This is a genomic window from Desulfitispora alkaliphila (assembly GCF_050433185.1).
In the GTDB taxonomy this organism is placed as follows: domain Bacteria; phylum Bacillota; class Desulfitisporia; order Desulfitisporales; family Desulfitisporaceae; genus Desulfitispora; species Desulfitispora alkaliphila.
Window position 1 is genome coordinate 19,562 of record NZ_JBNPXS010000028.1, and the last position, 17,024, is coordinate 36,585.

The window sequence follows — 17,024 nt, forward strand, 5'->3', positions numbered from 1 at the left end:
TAGTTATATTATATCTGTTTATTTTCCCTCAAGCAAGTAAAAATTTGTAGCTCTCAATCCCCAGTACTACAGCTGCCGTAAGCCCAATAGTCCACAATGCCAGGCTAAGTGTCATCCAGTAGGCAGTCTTTTGCCGAGCTGCTCCCAGCGCCAAAGCTATAACAGTAGCCAAGTGGATTCCAGTCAAAAGTGGAGCTACCATTGCCAAGCCGGGTAAGCCATATTTGTTTAAAAACCGGGCAGCTCTCTCACTTCTTTTGCCACTTGGTTTCCACCATTTCTCTAGCTTTTTAAAACCCAGTAGAATTAAAAAAACCGGTATCACATTTCCCAAAAAAGCTACTACTCCCACTAGAACCGGATTTAAGCCTCTAGCAATGCCAATTGGCACAACTAGCAACAGCTCTACCCAGGGGGTTGCAGCTAAAACAAACACTATAAGGTATTCCCAAAAGCTATCCATAAAAAACATCTCCTATAATAAACTAACCTATATTATATCACAAAGAAAACCATGAAAGTTTATAACCCCATGGCTTTACTGTATGTATATTAACTTGTTCCTACTTTTGTTATCTTATCTGCCACTACTGCCGAGGCAAAGGAATCTGGCTTCAGGCGACATACAAATCCCATGCCTATTACCCAGCCCACAATCTCTTTGATTAAATCTTTAGTTTCACCTTTTTCTCCAATATCCACATGAACTTCCAGGGCCGCTTGAATACCCCTTTCCTTCACAAAATTCATAACCTTATTAGCCATTTCAATACTGCTTTGGGTTTCTAAAAAAATCTTTTGCCTCAAATTAGTGATTTTCTTTATTTTTCTGCTTTCATAGAAAAATATACCGCCCTTTGTCTTTCTAATTAGAGTTATCACTGTTACGATCTTGGTTATATCCCCCATGTTCTGAGAATCTGTCCCCACACAAATAATATGCTCCGCCTTTTTATCTCCTGTAATAATATCTTCTAGAATATTGCAGACCTGCTTAAAGCTAACTTCACCATAAGTTATACTTTTCATTATGCAAATCCTCCAGGTTTATTTGGCATAATAGTAACAACGTTTTATTTATACTATTCTATCACAAATATAAGAACTTTATTAGCGATATAAATTGATTTGCTCTGTTTAAAGAGTTAAAATTAATTATAAGTTATAATATTACAAATATACATAATCGCAATATTTATTAGTGCAACTACAATTTCTATTAATGAAAGGGGTTACTCAAAAGATGTCTTGGAAAAGTGCTTATGAACGTTTTCAAAGAGCAGTTAACTTCGGTTTTGCTTTTCAGTTTGACGGCAACAGCAATTACTACTCACAAGTACACCGCTACCACGATTCCTATTATGTGAAAAACCCAGATTACAATCCCCCTTATACACCCAAGCCCGGAAGCCACGACGATGGTCCTCTCAACGGTCCTTTCTTAGGAGGGATTGGGACTAGCAATTATTCTAGAGATTTTACAGGTATGTTCAGTCGTTGGCAGTTACAGCAGGGCATTCACCACCATGAAGCGATTGAACCAGCTTTCTTTATGCTTAGATGGAAAATTGCCGGTAAGATATTTTATAAACGAATCAGAATTGGAAGTAACAATTTTCAGGAAGGTGACATGAAGTATGCTTCCCTGTTCCCTTTTGTCTATGAACATTATGATAGTAGTGATTTGCCATTCCAGCTATTAATGGAGTATTACTCTCCTGTAATTCCCCACAACTATCAGGATAGTTGTCTGCCTATTACATGTTTCAACTTCTACTTTAAGTCTAAAGTTAACGAGAAAATCGAGGTGAGCGTTGGGCTGTCCTGGCCAAATTTATTGGGGTGGAGACTACCTTTTATTTCTAGCGATATACGACAGAATATGCAGTGGCCAACACAACAGTACGCCGGCAACTCAGGGAGAATAGGTTCCCACAGCACTAATGAATGTCACGTAGTTCAATATAAAAGCACCCCTGTAAAACAAAAAAGTGATATGCTTGGCACTGTAGTCCTCTCCCTTAAAGGAGATGAACACTGGAATAAAAGTTGTAAGCCCTGCTTTAGGGCTAATCAAATAGCCACAGGGGAAGCAGATGTGAATCAGAAGTATACTATTGCCCACATGGAAGAGCAGTTTAAATCCCATGGCCAATTGGATAATGATGATACTCACTGGGAAGCACATTGGCATGAACCTGTAGCCAGCGCTATAGCAGCAAATACTATTCTTCATCCTGAACAGGAGAGTCAGCTTCTATTTAATATTACTATGGATATGCCCATTACATCTTTTGGTGCTGGGCGAAGCTGGTACAAAGCATACACTGAAAAGTATGGCACAGAATGCGATAATTCACTACAACTGGCTCAACAAGGACTTGAATCTAATGCCCAGTGGCTAGAGGAAATCAGTTCCTGGCACCAAAGAGAATTAGATGCTTCAGGTCAAGTCCCCTCTAAAGTAAAGGGAGCCCAAATAAATGAGTTGCAATTTGTAGTAGCTGGGGGAACTGTCTGGATTACAAAACCTGTAGAAGGACATGAAGAAAAAGCGCGCAATTTACAAAAGAACGGGCATTTTGGCATTCTAGAAGGTTTTGATACAGGATATTATTACTATAACACTTTAGATTTATGGGTATATGCATTCCCTGCCTTGAGCAAGCACTGGCCCAAATTATCTGAGAATGTATTTACAGACTTTCTCCACACAGCTACCCTTGTGGACCAGAAAAAACACATGGTGTATAGAACCGCTACCATAGAGGATAATCTTGTTTACGGAAAGCTTCCCCACGACATGGGAAGTGCGCCGGAGGATCCCTGGGTTCAATTAAACGGCTATGTTCATCGGGACGACCCAAACCTGTGGAAAGATCACAACCCTTCTTTTATCTTAGCATATTACCTGCACAGGAAAATAAACGGAAACCAAATTACCCTGGATGAGTATAAGACCTTAGTTGAAATCGCTAAGTTTACTGAAGCCCAGGATACTGAAGATATTGGTGTTCCCAGACACGACGAGTTTGGAGACAGCACTTGGGATAATCTGGATATGAATGGCTTATCTACTTATGCTAGCAGCTTGTGTATCGGTGCTTGGGCTGTAATGGCAAAGCTTTCAGAGGTACACAATCCTGAAAGTGTTGGCTACTACAAAGATAAGCTAGCAAAGGCTCAGAAGACCATAGAAACACTTTGGAACGGTAAATATTATAAAACAAACGATTTAGGAAAATATAGTGAGGCCACAATGACCGACTCTTTGTTTGGGGTTTATATGGCTAAAAAGGCAGGATTAGGTGACCTGCTTCCCTTAGATAAGGTACAGTCCCACCTAAAGAGTATTTATGAAAATAACCTTATGGCTTATGCTGAAGGGAAATATGGACCCCTACTGGTTGCTGAACCAGGTCGACAACGCTATGATCAAGACGGTGGAGAAGAACTACAGGTTAACGAAGTGATTGTAGGCTCTGCTTGGATGTTTGCCGCAATGCTCTATGAATATAATTTAAATCAAGAAGCAGACTACCTGGCCAACAACCTGAGCGATATGATCTACAAAAACACGGGCTTACAATTCCGCACCCCTGCCGCATGGGATAACGCAGGTAAATACAGAGCCCCCCTCAATATGAGGCCACTGGCCATTTGGATGATTTAAAGTGAGCTTAAAGAGATCCCTTGCAGAGTATATTACCTGCTAAGGATCTCTTTTATTTATTCTATTCGCAAGAGCCTTAGTCCGTTAGCAATTACCAACAGTGATGCACCCATGTCAGCTAAAACTGCCATCCACAAGGTTAGGTATCCTGGGAAGACAAGTATTATTGCCGCAAGCTTTAGGCCAAGAGCTAATATAATATTTTGCTTAATAATTTTCATGGTTTTCTTAGAGAGCTTAATCATTAATGGTAGCTTCTTTAAGTCATCTGCCATCAAAGCCACATCTGCCGTTTCTAGGGCCGTATCAGTTCCAGCTACCCCCATGGCAATTCCCACATCAGCCCTAGCCAATGCAGGAGCGTCATTAATGCCATCTCCAACCATAGCAACTGTTTTGTCCATACCTAACCTTTCTATAATGTAGAGTTTATCTTGGGGCAGTACTCCAGCCCAGACCTTATCCACTCCCAATGCCTTACCTACTCGCTCAGCTACCGCTTTATTATCCCCAGTAAGCATAACTATTCTATTAATACCAGCTGTTTTCAGCTGTTTGAGGGCGTCTGCTGCATCCTCCCTCACTTGATCTTCCAGAGCAATTGCTCCTAAGGGCTTATTCGCAGTGCCGACGATTATAACTGTCTTGCCATTATCCTCTTCTTCCTGGAAGTATGAAGCCACATTTGCATCTTTCCAAGTACAAACCCGCTCCACAAAATCTCTTTTCCCTAGAAATATTTTTTCACCATTGATTATTCCCGCTACTCCTTCGCCAGGATGCACTGTAAAGTCCTCTATTTCTGTAAGCTTGACTCCCCGCTCCTGGGCACTTTGGCATATTGCTAACGCCAAGGGATGTTCTGATTTCTTTTCTAAAGATGCGGCCAATTCTAGTAGCTCTGCCTCCTGCACTTTATTATCAAAAGATTTAATAGAAGTTACCGTTGGCTTCCCTTTTGTTAGGGTTCCCGTCTTGTCAAAGGCCATTGTGGTTATCTTTTCAGCCCTTTCCAAGTGTAATCCCCCTTTTATTAGCACTCCTTCTCTTGCGCCAGTACCCATGGCTGTAACCATGGATACTGGTGTGGCAATTACTAGTGCACAAGGGCAGGCAATTAAAAGCAGAGCCAGTGCACGATAAATCCACGTTCCAGCAGCTTCTCCCATAAAAACTGTGGGAATTACCACTAGCAGCGCTGCCAATATGAGTACAGCCGGAGTATACACTGCTGCAAATCGATCAATAAATTTCTGGGTTGGGGCCTGTTTATCCTGAGCTTCTTCCACTAGCTTAATTATTTTCGCAAGGGTATTTTCTGAAGCTATTTTGCTAACCTTTATTTCCAGATACCCTGCTTGATTTAGAGAACCGGCGAAGACTGTCTCTCCTTCCCTTTTGCTCTTTGGTGTAGATTCCCCGGTGATTGGCGCTTCATCAACCCAAGAACTCCCCCCTACTACCTCACCATCTAAGGGAATTTTCTCTCCAGGCTTGACTAGGATAGTTTCTCCTACTCTAACCTCCTCAACAGGCTTAACTCTCTCTCCGAACAACTCTTTCACAGTAGCAGTTGCTGGCACTAGTTCCATTAACTTCTTAATTGAGGCTCTAGTCTTATCTAGGGAATATGCTTCTAGAGTGCTAGAAAGAACAAATAAGAAGGCAATGACTGCTCCCTCTACCCACTCTCCAATGGCTAGTGCCCCTATTACCGCTATTGTCATCAATACGTTCATATCAAAGGAAAGCTTAACTAATGAGGTAAGGCCCTTCTTAAAGGTTGGGTAGCCCCCAACAGCAATTGCCCCTAGCAAGACCACCTTAACAATTTCTGAGGGTACTTGAGATACATACTCCAGTAAAACCCCTGTAAAAAGTAGTATTGCTGAAATAATAGCAAGCTTAGCTCCTCCAATTTTTAGTATTCCCTGGCTTTTAGGGCCACTGTTAGAAAGAACTCTATATCCTTGCTTCTCTATCAGTCCAACAACCACATCTTCTTTAAGGTTGTGCTCTAGCTTAACTTTTCCTAACGCAAAATTAAGTTCCACCTTTTTTACTCCAGGCGTCTGTTCCAGTGCACGTTTAAGCTTTCCAGCACAGTCGGGACAATCAATACCGGCTACATAAAAGGTAGATGTGTCTACATCATTTTCAACTGTGCTTGACATGCTCTATACCCTCCATAAAAAGATTTTTAATATGTTCATCATCTAGACTGTAGTAGACCATCTTACCTTGCTTTCTATATTTAACCAAGTTCAAGTTTCTAAGTAACCTCAATTGATGACTTACTGCCGATACAGAAAGCTCCAGTGCCTCAGCTAAGTCACATACACATAGCTCTTGCTTGGATAAAATATTTATCATTTGAACCCTATTAGGATCTCCCAAAACTTTAAATGTTTGAGCTAAACTATTTGCCATATCCCTCTCTAACAAGTCCCTTTTTGCTCTATTTACTGCTTCCTGGTGGATACACTCCTCTTGACAAACTTCAATATTTTCTTCTTTTCTTCTAGTCATATGCCTCACCTCTTATTTGAACATTTGTTCAAGTGTTTGATGTTATTGTATGCATTTAGACGATTTATGTCAATAAAAATTAGAAAAGGGATTATTGACACGTTTGCGTCAACAACCCCTTTTCTAATTACCAAATTTACTTCCCAATTGGTTTCTCATATACTCAACTACTAAGCTGTCTAATTTGCAGCTTTGTTCATAGGTTTCTTTTTTACGTAAATCCCGTTCAGAATTTACCAAATACCTTAGTCGTTGCTTTTCTAGATCAATCTCTTCTACCAGCCCTTTTCTACTACATTTCGACATAATAATCCCCTCTCCGTAGTACAGATGGGTTTTATTATACTATGATATCGATTTTTGTAAAGCGTAATTTGTCGAAGGTATTTAGTTGATATTCGACAAATTACTTTTTGTCAGCTCTACTAGCTATTTTTAATATTTGAGACAGTATATTCTCTCTAGTTTTATCTACACCTTCATAATTCATAGCTTGCACATAGTGTCTTTCTAAGTTTTCATGGTTGGTTTTTGCGTCTTTTAATAAGCTAACAGCTTTATTAATTTGCTTGTAGAAGGCTTCCCCTGGCTTTCCTCCATCTTCACCAAAAGATATTTCATGAGAGATTTCCTTCTTAGGCAGAACTTCATCTAAGTAGGATATATTGTTGTCTAGCACCACTGTTTTTATTTGAGGTATTACCACCATAGTGTATCTATCTGGACTATAGAAGCAGTGATACAAATCCACATCAAAACCTTTTTCTAATGCTAATAAGGCTAACTGGTGAATAAAGCGAGATTTATCTCTGACTTTTCCCTCAGTTATAGCTAACTTCTTTAAACACTTTGCTGTAATTTCATTAGTGTAGTGAACAAGTCCTTCAGGTGTTATAGCACCTGCAAACATCTGCCTTAATACTGGGGCTCGGCTAGTAAAAATCTGGTCCGCCCATTTTAAAACTTGGTCTCTTATCTCCCCATCGGTTAATCCCTGAGCACCCTCAAATTCACTGTACTCCTTATAAGCATTTTCTAAATTTTTATATGCCTGATGGTAGCATGTTGCCTTTTTGTTAGAAGCACTGAGGATAAACTCTTTGTGCGGTAACAACTTTTCACTATTCCAGAACTCACCTAAATTAATTATTTCTTCCACCACTCCTGGATATTTAGGGTCGATTACATGGGTTGCCAGTTCCTTAATACACTTTTGAGAAGTTATAGTGAACTACGATTTCCTGTAATCCATCTTGCTTTTCCCCTACCTCTATAAAATCAATTAGCTCATTGACTAACCGCCTGTTTAGCTCTAAAAAGTCCCCATACTTTTCTACCTTCTCGTACCAGTAGAACCTTCTGTCTTTTAACCCTTTGGTTTCTTCTATCTTCTTCTGGTACAAGGATAAGTTCTCCTTAAGCTTCTCTCTTTCCTTAACAAAGTTTGTCTTTAACTCTTCAAATAAATCCTCTGTGAGCTGCCCCTTGCTCTTATCTATATATAAGCTCTTAAAGCCATTATCAACCTCTGCTATTTGGGCTTGGATTTTTTTTAGCTTCTCTTCGTAGTATCTAATATTAGACTTAAACCCATCGCTTTTCATTAGCTTCTCCACAAACTGATCTCTATCCTCTAATATCCTTTTGATATGCTTTCTAATTTTATCCTCTACAGTCTCTGTGAGCTTATCTAGCCGAATAGAGTGCTTTGAGCATTGGGATTTATCAGTTCTATAGGCACTACAACCTAGATAGTGATGCACTCCATTTGAAAATTTACTCAAAGTGCTTTGGCAGTCTAAACATCTTACCTTTCCTGCGAAAATATGGGGATTACCTTTCCCCATGCTCCTAACCTTAGAGCTCAATAGCTGCTGCACCTTATGAAATGTATCTTTATCAATTATGGGCTCGTGCGTTCCTTCAACTATAATCCATTCATCCTGGGGGACAGTTCTAGTCTTTCTAGTCTTGAAGTGGATTTTCTCCTTAACATGCTGGACCATATTGCCAATGTACATTTGATTTTTAAGTATTCTCTTTACAGAGGTCTTATTCCATAGACCTGATTTTATTTTGTCAAAGGGATTCTTATAACCAAGTCCTTTAAGTTCCTTGTATTTGGCTGGATTAGGCACTTTTTCGTCATTAAGGATTTGGGCTATTTTTGCAGTTCCATTTCCCTGTAAATAGAGCTCATAGATGCGCTTTATTACGCGAGCTGCATCTCGATCTATTACTAGTTTGTTTTTATCTTCTTTTGACTTCTCGTATCCGTAAACTGCAAAGCTTCCAATATACTCACCATTTAACCGCTTTGTATTAAATACGCTTCTGATATCATTGCTAATGCTTTCTGAGTACCATTGGTAAACTAAGCTGTTTATCTGCCGCGATTTTTTGTTGGCCAAGTCATAGGTATCAATGTTATCCGTGAGCCCTATAAATCTTACTCCCCACTCCACAAACTTGTTTTCTATATACCGTTCTGTAATCTCTATATTCCTGGCAAACCGAGACATGCTTTTGCAGAGAACTACATCGTATAGGCCTTTCTCGCACTCACTAAGCAATTCTTTGAATTGGGGTCTATACTCCTCTTCGTATACTCCTGAGAAGTCATCATCACAAAACACCTTACTTACAGCCCAACCCTTTTCCTCAGCAAAGCTGGTTGCCAATACTATTTGGTTTTTGATACTCACGCTGGGGTCAAAGCGATTTCTTTTGTCCTTATCTTCATCACTGAGCCTTACATAAATAGCCACTCTTACTTCTTTAGAGCTTTTATACTTCTTATTAATTACCATAGCTTAGCTTCACAACCCTCCCTGTGCCAAGCTACCTACTTTTATGTATATAATAGCATAAAAGCAGGCTAATCTCCCACTGCCTCAGGATAATCTGACCCAAGTAAAATCTTCAATAGTAGCTGCTCTAGGCTCTCCCCTTCCTCTTCAAACACTTCAGTAGTCACAAGGTCTCTCCCCATAGCAATCCCTCCTTTTTTACTACCATATGTGCCACTATGTTTGTCTAAAAACTTCATTTATATAATAATTTCACATCCACCTAATCATTAGAGCCTGAATAATCACATGGCGTAACTTAGTGTCCATGGAAAAAGACCGACTCATTATATCTACTTGCCTATCTCCCTCAAGCCAGCTACCCCAAGCATTGCCTGAGTACATGGCAAAGGCCCAGTGTAGGGCAGCCTTATGACCACTGCCAAAGTCAGTGTTGAAAATCTTCTCCCAGTCAATCTCATGGCGCTCTGGGTAAAAGTGTTTTCTGGTCTTGGACCAGATTTCATCATGGCTTGAACATATATAGGCAGCTGCAGCCCACTCTTGGTCAGATTGTAGTTTGCCATAAGCAATAGATTTAAATCTATCTTTATGCAGATCATCTAAAAACGATATTTGCTTAATATCCTGTCTCTGTGACTGGATTTCAGTAACTATTTGTCGGTACTTCTTAAACTTTTCAGCATTCACTTTATGCATCACTCCCTTCAAGGCATCAAAAAAGACTGGTTAAATTAGACCAGTCAAATACTTGCAATTCATAGATATATATTGTAAAATTAAAAGAACATTACATGGCGAAGTTGTTTTAGCGTGCGGGCTAGGCAACTTCTTTTTTTGTGCTCTTACAACTGTAGTTGTTTTCTATATATAAAGCTAGTCCAGCAGCTGCTGAGCTAATGTCTAGTTCATCATCATTTAATAACTGTAAGACAGTTGCTATTTTTTCTTGCAGATCCTCTTTCATTTCTTTCACCACCCTTCCTAATCTTTACCGTGAATACTTCATCATCTACCATTATCCAATCCACCGATCCGCAGCTTGGGCATTGTTCTGGATTGCTGTTTCGGCCCATTGCAAACTCCATATTACATTGTCTACAGCTATATAGGTTCATGAGACTTATAACTTCAATCAAGGTTATCCCTCCCCTCGCTATTCTCCCTGTTTACTTGCACACACAGGGCATATCTCCTCATTCTTCTTCCCACATATGATTTTATGTGTAGGCATTATGCCTCCACATCTTTCGCATTTATATTTACCGTGCATATCATTCTCCCCTTTCTAAATTTACATAAAAAAGAAAACGACCTTATGATAGTCGTTTTCGTATAATGTATTGTTAAATACACTCATGTACAATTTTCAATTATAATTTTAGTTAAATCACTGCTTGAAATATCTTCTTTGTCTTTCTTCGAGTAGATAGTTAATAAAAAAATCTCTAAATCATTTTTTATAACATAGTAAATTAACCTAAAACCGCCTGATTTCCCTATATTTGCACTAGTATTTGCAACCCTTACTTTGTATGTACTTTCATCAGCTGGCAGTTCTAACTCCTTAATCTCGTCCCCTAACAAGTTTCCTAATTCTAGTTCCTTTACTACCGTTTCTATATCATCATCGATTTTTTTATACTTTTTCTTTGTCTTGTAGAACCTTACATCCTTTTCAAATTGCTGTGTCAAAATAATCTCATACATAATTCTACCCCATCAGTCCTCTTTGTTTAACTCCTCTTTAAACTGCCTCCATGTGCGCTTTTTTTGTTTCCCCATTCTAATTTGGCGCATTTCTGTCAGTGAATTTTTCAGCGATTCTATAGGAGAATTCGGCCTTTTTTTAATTGTAGTGTCCATATTACCATCTCCCTTCTTGCTACTCTTATCTTTGTCCATATTATACCACTCCCAAGTTTAGTAATCAATATATCTATAAGTATTGCCACTTGGGATTAATAAGAACCAAATAAAATATGTTCTTAGCAGCATCCCTGCTGCCAGAGGCCTTCCCCACCAATCCCCTTTTGAGCTCGGCACCCAAAGATTCATCAGCTGCTGGGCGGCACCCAGCACAACCTAGCTTTCGGATTTACATGTGCATCTAACATGCCAAAGGGTGTTACCATGCGACACTCATTGGTGCGCCCCTTTGCTACCTCACTGAGGAGTTAAATCCTACTTTGCATCCTAGCCAACGGTCCGGCAATACTGCCTGGGCTTTGCGCCCGCCTCCGCTTTTGGCTACGCTTCAGTTGCGGTTGATCTAGCAGTATTTTGTTTTTTGGTATATGTAAAGTTAAATCACCACCTGAATAAAGTTTTTATAACTCACCTGTATTTCTTCCTTAAAATTACAGGTGATTATTAGTGCTATAGCGAATACTTTCTGTGATAATAATGTTATCTTTCAAAGAATTTAATCCACTCGAATCCTAATACTGAGCTAATTTTCTTTGCAACTGATACACTTGGCGTTCTATTTCCATTTTCTATCATAGTGTAGTATGCTCTTTTTATATTTGCTGCTTTAGCAACTTCATCATGCGTCATACCTTTAGATATTCTTTTCTTTTTTAACCAATTATTCATTTCACGCACCTCTTTTTTGTAGCGTTCCGTTACCTTTATGCTTATTTCACAGTATCGTTTTGTTACATGTCAAGGTTTTTTCTTGTTTTTGTGTCATTTTGTTACCTCTAGTTTTCAGTATCACTTTGTTACGATATAATAACTTGGAAAGAACATTTGAATACAAAGGACTGTTGCATATGCTTTCTGAAAGGTTAATAGTAGCAAGAAAAAATAAAGACATGACTCAAGAAGCAGTTGCTGCTAAATTAGGTATAACTCGTCCCGCATATACTGCTTATGAAAAAGGTAGGCGACAGCCAGATTACGATATTTTAAATCAATTAGCTGATATTTTCGAAGTATCTACTGACTACCTCTTAGGTAGAACTGACAACCCAAAGGGTTATACTGATGATGAGCTCTCAGAGACAGATATAGAAAAACTTATTAAAGATGGCAAAATCCAGTATCGTGGTGAGCCAGTAGACGAAGAAGATCGAGAAAGTTTAAAAGAATTTATTAAGCTGGCATTTAGGACTATAAAAAACAAAAAAAAGTAGAAGCTACTCTCCATTTTCGACATGGAAAGTAGCTTCTAGTATTTTTAGCCTCTTTCGACAAAATGCGCAAGAGTACGCTATGTTTCGACATGAAGTTGGCTACAAAATTCGCAAGTTATTGTATCTATCCATATTCCAACAATAATACTAAATTAATAGTACTAGTCTTATACTCTGCTACCATGTTAAAGCCACCAAGCAAACTAGCAACCGATGTATATAAAAAATACGAAACCGCCAACCCAGCTGAACTAGCAAATTTACTCCATATAACAGTAATACATTACCCGTTTAAAAATACTGAAGGTCTATTAATTAATATTATGGGTCATAATGTCATTGGCATTAATAGTAACTTATCTAAAGAAAAGCAACAGTTTGTACTAGCCCATGAACTGGGCCATTACTTCCAACGCTTGGACAAGCCCTGGTTATTTTGGTTCTCTTGGGTGTTGAGAAGGAAGAAAAAATTTTGAGCAGCATGCTGATGAGTTTGCTGAGGAGTTGGTGAGGCTTCACAGGCAAACCCATAGGTAAGATTTTAGTGCTGAGATAATGAAATGCTAAAGTTTATTTCTACGACATATGTCGTGATAAGAATAATATGGGTTTATAGCAACAGGGCGGGGAAAATGATGTTAGGCGATAGAAACAACTAATATTAGGAGGAACTATGAGCGATAATAAATACTTAAAAACTATGATAGAAGTCGTAAAATATGAAGATTATGATAACAAGAGCGAATTGTTGTCTATATTAAGAAATTCTGAAATAACTTACAGTTCTGCTGGTACAATATTTGCGACTAGAAGTCATCAAAGATATGAAAACGTAGATTTGAGAGCACCTGTTCCAATGCTTAAAAGGGCTAAGGAACTAAAGAAAACTTTGGAAAGCATTGCTGCATCTATCTATGTTGAAACAGATGAATATGATTTTGGTAGCTTGCTAATAAAGCCTAGAATTGTTGAAGATGAGGAATATGATTTTAAAGAACACGATGTAGTGTTTGATGAGATTCAAGATACGATTATACAAGGAATAAGAAATGCTAAACATCTAATTTGGGTTGCAGTAGCTTGGTTTACAGATAGGGTTATTTACGAGGAATTAATAAAGAGGAAAAATGATGGTTTAAATATAAGAGTCATTATTTCAGATGATAAAGGTAATAGCACTTTAGAGTCAGAATTAGTTGAATCGTTTGATACCAAGAAAATTCCTAAATCAGGGTATTGGGGGAATAACTCTATGCATGATAAGTTTTGTATTATTGATTTAGAATATGTTATGCATGGTTCATATAATTGGAGTAAAAATGCTCAGTATAATAAAGAAACGCTGGCAACAGCTTTAGATCGTGATTTTGTATGTAAATTTGCTGACGAGTTTAACAAGTTATATAAGTCTGTATAATCGTTGTTTCCTTCGCCTAACACGCCAGTTTCCAACATTCCTTCTGATGACACAGTTCATGCGAGGCAAGAACATGCGCCACTTTTTCCGCTAAGGCATTAAAAGGAAGGAATGTCGGAAACTGCGGGAACATTATAGGCAATACCGCGCCAAGACAGAAAGAAGAAGATAGAATGGAAAAGTGGAAGATCTTAAAATCCCAGAGCCCCAAGAAGCCCGGCGTCCATGCCAGGCTAAGGAGGAGAAGGTATTACGTGAATTACAAATCAAAAAAAATGAAATGAGAAATTCAGAAAGTTCTTAGGCTATTACTCTTTAAATACAAACTTAATAAAGAGTAATAGCTGCTTGAGAAAGCTTATTGGTGTATAAGGGAGGATATTAATATGGTTTCATCTACTACAACAAAGTGGTTAACCCAAAGGCCAAAGTGGTTGCAGGTCGCCGCAAAGCGTCTGCTTGAATCTGGCGATCTGAATGATGCAGCCATTTCTGATCTAGCAGTATTGTGTGAGCAGGAAGCCAATAATGAGTTTCCTGATATCGATTGCAGCATCCCCGCTGGGGCTTTTGATGCGCATGATTCTGAGGAAATACGTTTATCTTCCATCCGAGAAATTTCCGGTGTAAACAAGCTGGCCCCGCGGACACCACTCGATTTCGGCAAGAGCAATATTGCTGTTGTTTACGGCCATAACGGCTCTGGTAAATCCGGCTATGTGAGGCTTCTGAAACATGTTTGCGGAACCCGTGATTGTGTCCGTGGTCAACTACATAGAAATGTGTTTTCTCCAGAGGATACAGCGCAGAAAGCAAAAGTCTCCTTTCTCAAGAGCAACTCTCCAGCGGAACATGAATGGACAGGCTCTGGGGTATGCGACGACCTTTGCTCCGTTGATATTTTTGATACTTCATTTGGCCGAGTCTTTATAGGGAGCGAAGACGAGGTGAGCTATGAACCTCCGGTCTTGTCTTTTTTCAGCAAGCTGATCGATGTCTGCGAAAAAGTAGCAGCAAAGCTCGATGCAGATACCGGTGCGCTAAAATCGAAGATGCCGAGCATCCCCAATGCCCTCCTCGGCTCCACTGGAGCGGCTTGGGTAGAAAAACTTAGCGCCAGAACAACGACTGATGACGTTGAATCTAATTGTTCTTTCTCGCCGGAAAATGAAGCAGAACTACAGGAGCTTCAGAAAAGAATTTCTGTGTCCTCTCCAGCGGGTATGGCCAAGCAATTTCGCACTAAGAAAAGTCATGCTGATGGCCTAGTTAATGATGTACAGACTTACCTCAGTCAGCTGTCTGATGAGAATTGTAAAAGGATTATCGCTGCTAAAAAGAAATCCATTCAGAAAAAATCGGCTGCTGAGGCAGCGGCAAAAGTTGTATTCAGTGGAGCTAAACTCGAAGGCGTTGGATCTGATGTCTGGAAAGAACTATGGAGTGCCGCACGAAAATATTCGGAAGAAGTGGCATACAGTGGACAGGAGTTTCCTCTTGTTCAGGATTATTCTGTCTGTGTACTTTGTCATCAGCCTTTATCCGAGGAAGCCAAACAGCGGTTCACCTCTTTTGAATCGTACATAAAAGGTGAAACACAAAAACAGGCAGCAGAAGCAACCAAAGAGGCCAAACAGGCAATCGATACTCTACCCGACATCCCCAGTCCCGAGGCGTTAAAAACAAAAATCGATGCTGCTGGCATTGAGGATCAGGACATTGTCAAGGCGCTGAATGATACCGTCACTACTCTTCAAGACAGAAAATCAAAATTACCGTCACTGGATTCCGATGATGCCTTGGGTAACATCAGCCAGTCCCCTGAATGGATTGAGGATATACGCAAAATTTCACAAGGCTATGAGGACAGTGCCAATAAATATGAGGAAGATGCAGAAAGGGATAATCGTGTTGAACTACAGGCTAAATTAAAGAACCTTCAGGCAAAGAAGTGGCTCGCTGAACAAAAAACAGCCATTCAGGAAGAGGTCAATCGCCTGCAGTCAATCGAACGACTCGAAGAGGCCAAAAAGAAAACCAACTCCAGAGCATTATCCACGAAAAAGGGAGAGTTGGCAGAGAAGCTTATTACGGATGCTTTTGTGCAACGTTTTAATGATGAGCTCAAAGCCTTGGGGGCATCTCGGCTCAAAGTAAAGCTCATCAAATCCAAGGTTTTTAAGGGCAAAGTTCTTCATACTCTTCAACTGGACGGAGCCACGCACAACCTGAATGAAGTCCTAAGCGAAGGAGAGAACCGTATTGTATCAATTGCGGCGTTTCTTGCTGATGTCACAGGCAGAACCTATCCGGCCCCATTTGTATTTGATGACCCGATCTCATCTCTTGATCAGGATTATGAAGAGGCTGTCGTTCAACGTCTCTGCGCTATCGCCTCCGAAAGACAAGTTATCATATTCACCCATCGCCTTTCACTTTTAACCATGGTTCAATTATATGCCGGAAAGGTTAGCATAAAGCCTGAAATTATCTGTATCCGAGAAGAACCGTGGGGAACCGGCGAACCGGGAGATACCCCTTTTTTTGCTAAGAAGCCCGACTCAGCTCTAAAGCAACTAGTTAATGATCGTCTTGCAAAAGCAAAAAAGCTCTTAAAGGAACACGGGAATGAAGTTTATGAGCCCTATGCAAAATCTATATGTAGTGATTTCAGAGATCTATTAGAGAGAATGATTGAGGTAGAATTAATGGGAGATATTGTTCAACGGTATAGAAGGGACGTACATACAAAAAAATTAGCAGGTTTAGCTAAAATAACAGAAGCAGACTGTAAATACTTTGATGATTTAATGACAAAGTATTCAAGGTATGTGCATCCCCAACCAATAGAAGCCCCTGTTCGTCTTCCAGAACCGTATGAGCTTGAAATTGACTTTAACGCGTTAAAAGACTGGCAGGCAGATTTTAAAAGCAGATGAAGAAGTATAACAAGAACCGCCTCCGCACGTCCTGTGCTCCGGCGGTGGGGCGCTGGGACGTTAAGAAGATGAAGACAGAAGTTGGCGCGGTACAGCCTATAACAGCGAATAGCCGGTTCCGCTTCGCTCCGCCTTCGGCTATTCGCGGGACGTTAGCTGACATAATTCCTTTGCTATGTACAGGAGGAAGGAAATAATGAGAGATATAAATTTTGATGAAATTCATATTTTGACATATGAAGAAGAAAAGGAATTATTAAAAGATACAATAGATTACAAATTTGATAAAGATTATAATGCTTTAACATTTAATATGTTTTATCAATCTGGTGAGCTGTTTTCAGAAGTTTTTACTATTTTTGCATACAAACTATCAAGCCTTCATAGATACCTTGAGTATTCCAGAAGATATTTTAAAAAATATATCACTAGCGTTGCAAAACAATAAAACTAACTTTGTCAATACCTAAAGCTTGAAAATATTGAGGAAACACCTGCCTAACACAAAAAAAATCC

19 protein-coding genes are annotated in these 17,024 nt (G+C 39.5%); 7 read left to right on the plus strand and 12 right to left on the minus strand.

The window, feature by feature from the left end; translation table 11 throughout:
* Positions 1-28: 28 nt before the first annotated feature.
* Both GGQ84_RS10580 and GGQ84_RS10585 read right to left on the minus strand, forming a co-directional pair.
* A complete protein-coding gene (locus tag GGQ84_RS10580) occupies positions 29-463 on the minus strand; it encodes a small multi-drug export protein (RefSeq protein ID WP_429162439.1) in 435 nt (144 codons plus the stop codon).
* An 89-nt stretch (positions 464-552) separates the two neighbouring features.
* The gene (locus tag GGQ84_RS10585) at positions 553-1,029 is read right to left on the minus strand and encodes a ribonuclease H-like YkuK family protein (protein ID WP_429162441.1); all 477 of its coding nucleotides are present in this window, start codon (positions 1,027-1,029) and stop codon (positions 553-555) included.
* A gap of 214 nt (positions 1,030-1,243) precedes the next feature.
* Here GGQ84_RS10585 and GGQ84_RS10590 point away from each other — a divergent pair, with 214 nt between their 5' ends.
* Entirely contained in the window at positions 1,244-3,673 is a 2,430-nt protein-coding gene (locus GGQ84_RS10590; protein WP_429162443.1) for a GH116 family glycosyl hydrolase, read from the plus strand.
* Positions 3,674-3,729: 56 nt separating this feature from the next.
* On the opposite strand, the gene GGQ84_RS10595 is transcribed toward GGQ84_RS10590, so the two are convergent.
* From GGQ84_RS10595 to GGQ84_RS10640, 10 genes are all read right to left on the minus strand, one after another.
* Positions 3,730-5,847: a heavy metal translocating P-type ATPase gene (locus GGQ84_RS10595; RefSeq protein ID WP_429162445.1), complete on the minus strand. Its 2,118-nt coding sequence runs from the start codon at positions 5,845-5,847 to the stop codon at positions 3,730-3,732.
* Positions 5,831-6,202 (minus strand): ArsR/SmtB family transcription factor, encoded by a 372-nt coding sequence (locus GGQ84_RS10600; RefSeq protein ID WP_429162447.1) that lies wholly within the window; start codon positions 6,200-6,202, stop codon positions 5,831-5,833. Before GGQ84_RS10600 ends, GGQ84_RS10595 begins: the two co-directional genes overlap by 17 nt.
* A gap of 123 nt (positions 6,203-6,325) precedes the next feature.
* On the minus strand, positions 6,326-6,508 hold the full coding sequence (locus GGQ84_RS10605) for an aspartyl-phosphate phosphatase Spo0E family protein (protein ID WP_429162449.1): 183 nt from the start codon (positions 6,506-6,508) through the stop codon (positions 6,326-6,328).
* 100 nt (positions 6,509-6,608) lie between these two features.
* Entirely contained in the window at positions 6,609-7,361 is a 753-nt protein-coding gene (locus GGQ84_RS10610) for a hypothetical protein (RefSeq protein ID WP_429162451.1), read from the minus strand.
* Between the two features lie 43 nt (positions 7,362-7,404).
* Positions 7,405-9,012, minus strand: a complete 1,608-nt coding sequence (locus GGQ84_RS10615) for a recombinase family protein (RefSeq protein WP_429162453.1) — start codon at positions 9,010-9,012, stop codon at positions 7,405-7,407.
* A 252-nt stretch (positions 9,013-9,264) separates the two neighbouring features.
* Complete coding sequence (locus GGQ84_RS10620) at positions 9,265-9,702, minus strand: DUF6075 family protein (protein WP_429162455.1); 438 nt, start codon at positions 9,700-9,702, stop codon at positions 9,265-9,267.
* A 130-nt stretch (positions 9,703-9,832) separates the two neighbouring features.
* Complete coding sequence (locus GGQ84_RS10625) at positions 9,833-9,979, minus strand: hypothetical protein (RefSeq protein WP_429162457.1); 147 nt, start codon at positions 9,977-9,979, stop codon at positions 9,833-9,835.
* Between the two features lie 389 nt (positions 9,980-10,368).
* Positions 10,369-10,707, minus strand: a complete 339-nt coding sequence (locus tag GGQ84_RS10630; RefSeq protein ID WP_429162459.1) for a hypothetical protein — start codon at positions 10,705-10,707, stop codon at positions 10,369-10,371.
* A gap of 27 nt (positions 10,708-10,734) precedes the next feature.
* Positions 10,735-10,917 carry a hypothetical protein gene (locus GGQ84_RS10635; protein ID WP_429162461.1) on the minus strand — a complete coding sequence of 61 codons (183 nt, stop codon included), beginning with the start codon at positions 10,915-10,917 and terminating at the stop codon, positions 10,735-10,737.
* Positions 10,918-11,421: 504 nt separating this feature from the next.
* A complete protein-coding gene (locus tag GGQ84_RS10640; RefSeq protein WP_429162463.1) occupies positions 11,422-11,610 on the minus strand; it encodes a helix-turn-helix transcriptional regulator in 189 nt (62 codons plus the stop codon).
* 179 nt (positions 11,611-11,789) lie between these two features.
* Between GGQ84_RS10640 and GGQ84_RS10645 the strand changes: the two genes are divergently transcribed.
* The 6 genes from GGQ84_RS10645 (at position 11,790) to GGQ84_RS10670 (ending at position 16,956) form a co-directional block, all read left to right on the plus strand.
* The gene (locus GGQ84_RS10645) at positions 11,790-12,152 is read left to right on the plus strand and encodes a helix-turn-helix domain-containing protein (protein ID WP_429162465.1); all 363 of its coding nucleotides are present in this window, start codon (positions 11,790-11,792) and stop codon (positions 12,150-12,152) included.
* Between the two features lie 62 nt (positions 12,153-12,214).
* Positions 12,215-12,628, plus strand: a complete 414-nt coding sequence (locus GGQ84_RS10650; RefSeq protein WP_429162467.1) for an ImmA/IrrE family metallo-endopeptidase — start codon at positions 12,215-12,217, stop codon at positions 12,626-12,628.
* 197 nt (positions 12,629-12,825) lie between these two features.
* The gene (locus GGQ84_RS10655; RefSeq protein WP_429162469.1) at positions 12,826-13,569 is read left to right on the plus strand and encodes a phospholipase D-like domain-containing protein; all 744 of its coding nucleotides are present in this window, start codon (positions 12,826-12,828) and stop codon (positions 13,567-13,569) included.
* Between the two features lie 181 nt (positions 13,570-13,750).
* Complete coding sequence (locus tag GGQ84_RS10660) at positions 13,751-13,873, plus strand: hypothetical protein (RefSeq protein ID WP_429162471.1); 123 nt, start codon at positions 13,751-13,753, stop codon at positions 13,871-13,873.
* Positions 13,874-13,955: 82 nt separating this feature from the next.
* Positions 13,956-16,508, plus strand: a complete 2,553-nt coding sequence (locus GGQ84_RS10665) for an AAA family ATPase (RefSeq protein WP_429162473.1) — start codon at positions 13,956-13,958, stop codon at positions 16,506-16,508.
* 196 nt (positions 16,509-16,704) lie between these two features.
* On the plus strand, positions 16,705-16,956 hold the full coding sequence (locus tag GGQ84_RS10670) for a hypothetical protein (protein WP_429162475.1): 252 nt from the start codon (positions 16,705-16,707) through the stop codon (positions 16,954-16,956).
* Positions 16,957-17,024: the final 68 nt, after the last annotated feature.

Bases quoted from the DNA above. Each gene is read 5' to 3' on its own strand.
- GGQ84_RS10580 (WP_429162439.1), bottom strand. From the start codon at position 463: ATGGATAGCTTTTGGGAATACCTTATAGTGTTTGTTTTAGCTGCAACC.
- GGQ84_RS10585 (WP_429162441.1), bottom strand. From the start codon at position 1,029: ATGAAAAGTATAACTTATGGTGAAGTTAGCTTTAAGCAGGTCTGCAAT.
- GGQ84_RS10590 (WP_429162443.1), top strand. From the start codon at position 1,244: ATGTCTTGGAAAAGTGCTTATGAACGTTTTCAAAGAGCAGTTAACTTC.
- GGQ84_RS10595 (WP_429162445.1), bottom strand. From the start codon at position 5,847: ATGTCAAGCACAGTTGAAAATGATGTAGACACATCTACCTTTTATGTA.
- GGQ84_RS10600 (WP_429162447.1), bottom strand. From the start codon at position 6,202: ATGACTAGAAGAAAAGAAGAAAATATTGAAGTTTGTCAAGAGGAGTGT.
- GGQ84_RS10605 (WP_429162449.1), bottom strand. From the start codon at position 6,508: ATGTCGAAATGTAGTAGAAAAGGGCTGGTAGAAGAGATTGATCTAGAA.
- GGQ84_RS10615 (WP_429162453.1), bottom strand. From the start codon at position 9,012: ATGGTAATTAATAAGAAGTATAAAAGCTCTAAAGAAGTAAGAGTGGCT.
- GGQ84_RS10625 (WP_429162457.1), bottom strand. From the start codon at position 9,979: ATGAAAGAGGATCTGCAAGAAAAAATAGCAACTGTCTTACAGTTATTA.
- GGQ84_RS10635 (WP_429162461.1), bottom strand. From the start codon at position 10,917: ATGGACAAAGATAAGAGTAGCAAGAAGGGAGATGGTAATATGGACACT.
- GGQ84_RS10640 (WP_429162463.1), bottom strand. From the start codon at position 11,610: ATGAATAATTGGTTAAAAAAGAAAAGAATATCTAAAGGTATGACGCAT.
- GGQ84_RS10645 (WP_429162465.1), top strand. From the start codon at position 11,790: ATGCTTTCTGAAAGGTTAATAGTAGCAAGAAAAAATAAAGACATGACT.
- GGQ84_RS10650 (WP_429162467.1), top strand. From the start codon at position 12,215: ATGCGCAAGAGTACGCTATGTTTCGACATGAAGTTGGCTACAAAATTC.
- GGQ84_RS10655 (WP_429162469.1), top strand. From the start codon at position 12,826: ATGAGCGATAATAAATACTTAAAAACTATGATAGAAGTCGTAAAATAT.
- GGQ84_RS10665 (WP_429162473.1), top strand. From the start codon at position 13,956: ATGGTTTCATCTACTACAACAAAGTGGTTAACCCAAAGGCCAAAGTGG.
- GGQ84_RS10670 (WP_429162475.1), top strand. From the start codon at position 16,705: ATGAGAGATATAAATTTTGATGAAATTCATATTTTGACATATGAAGAA.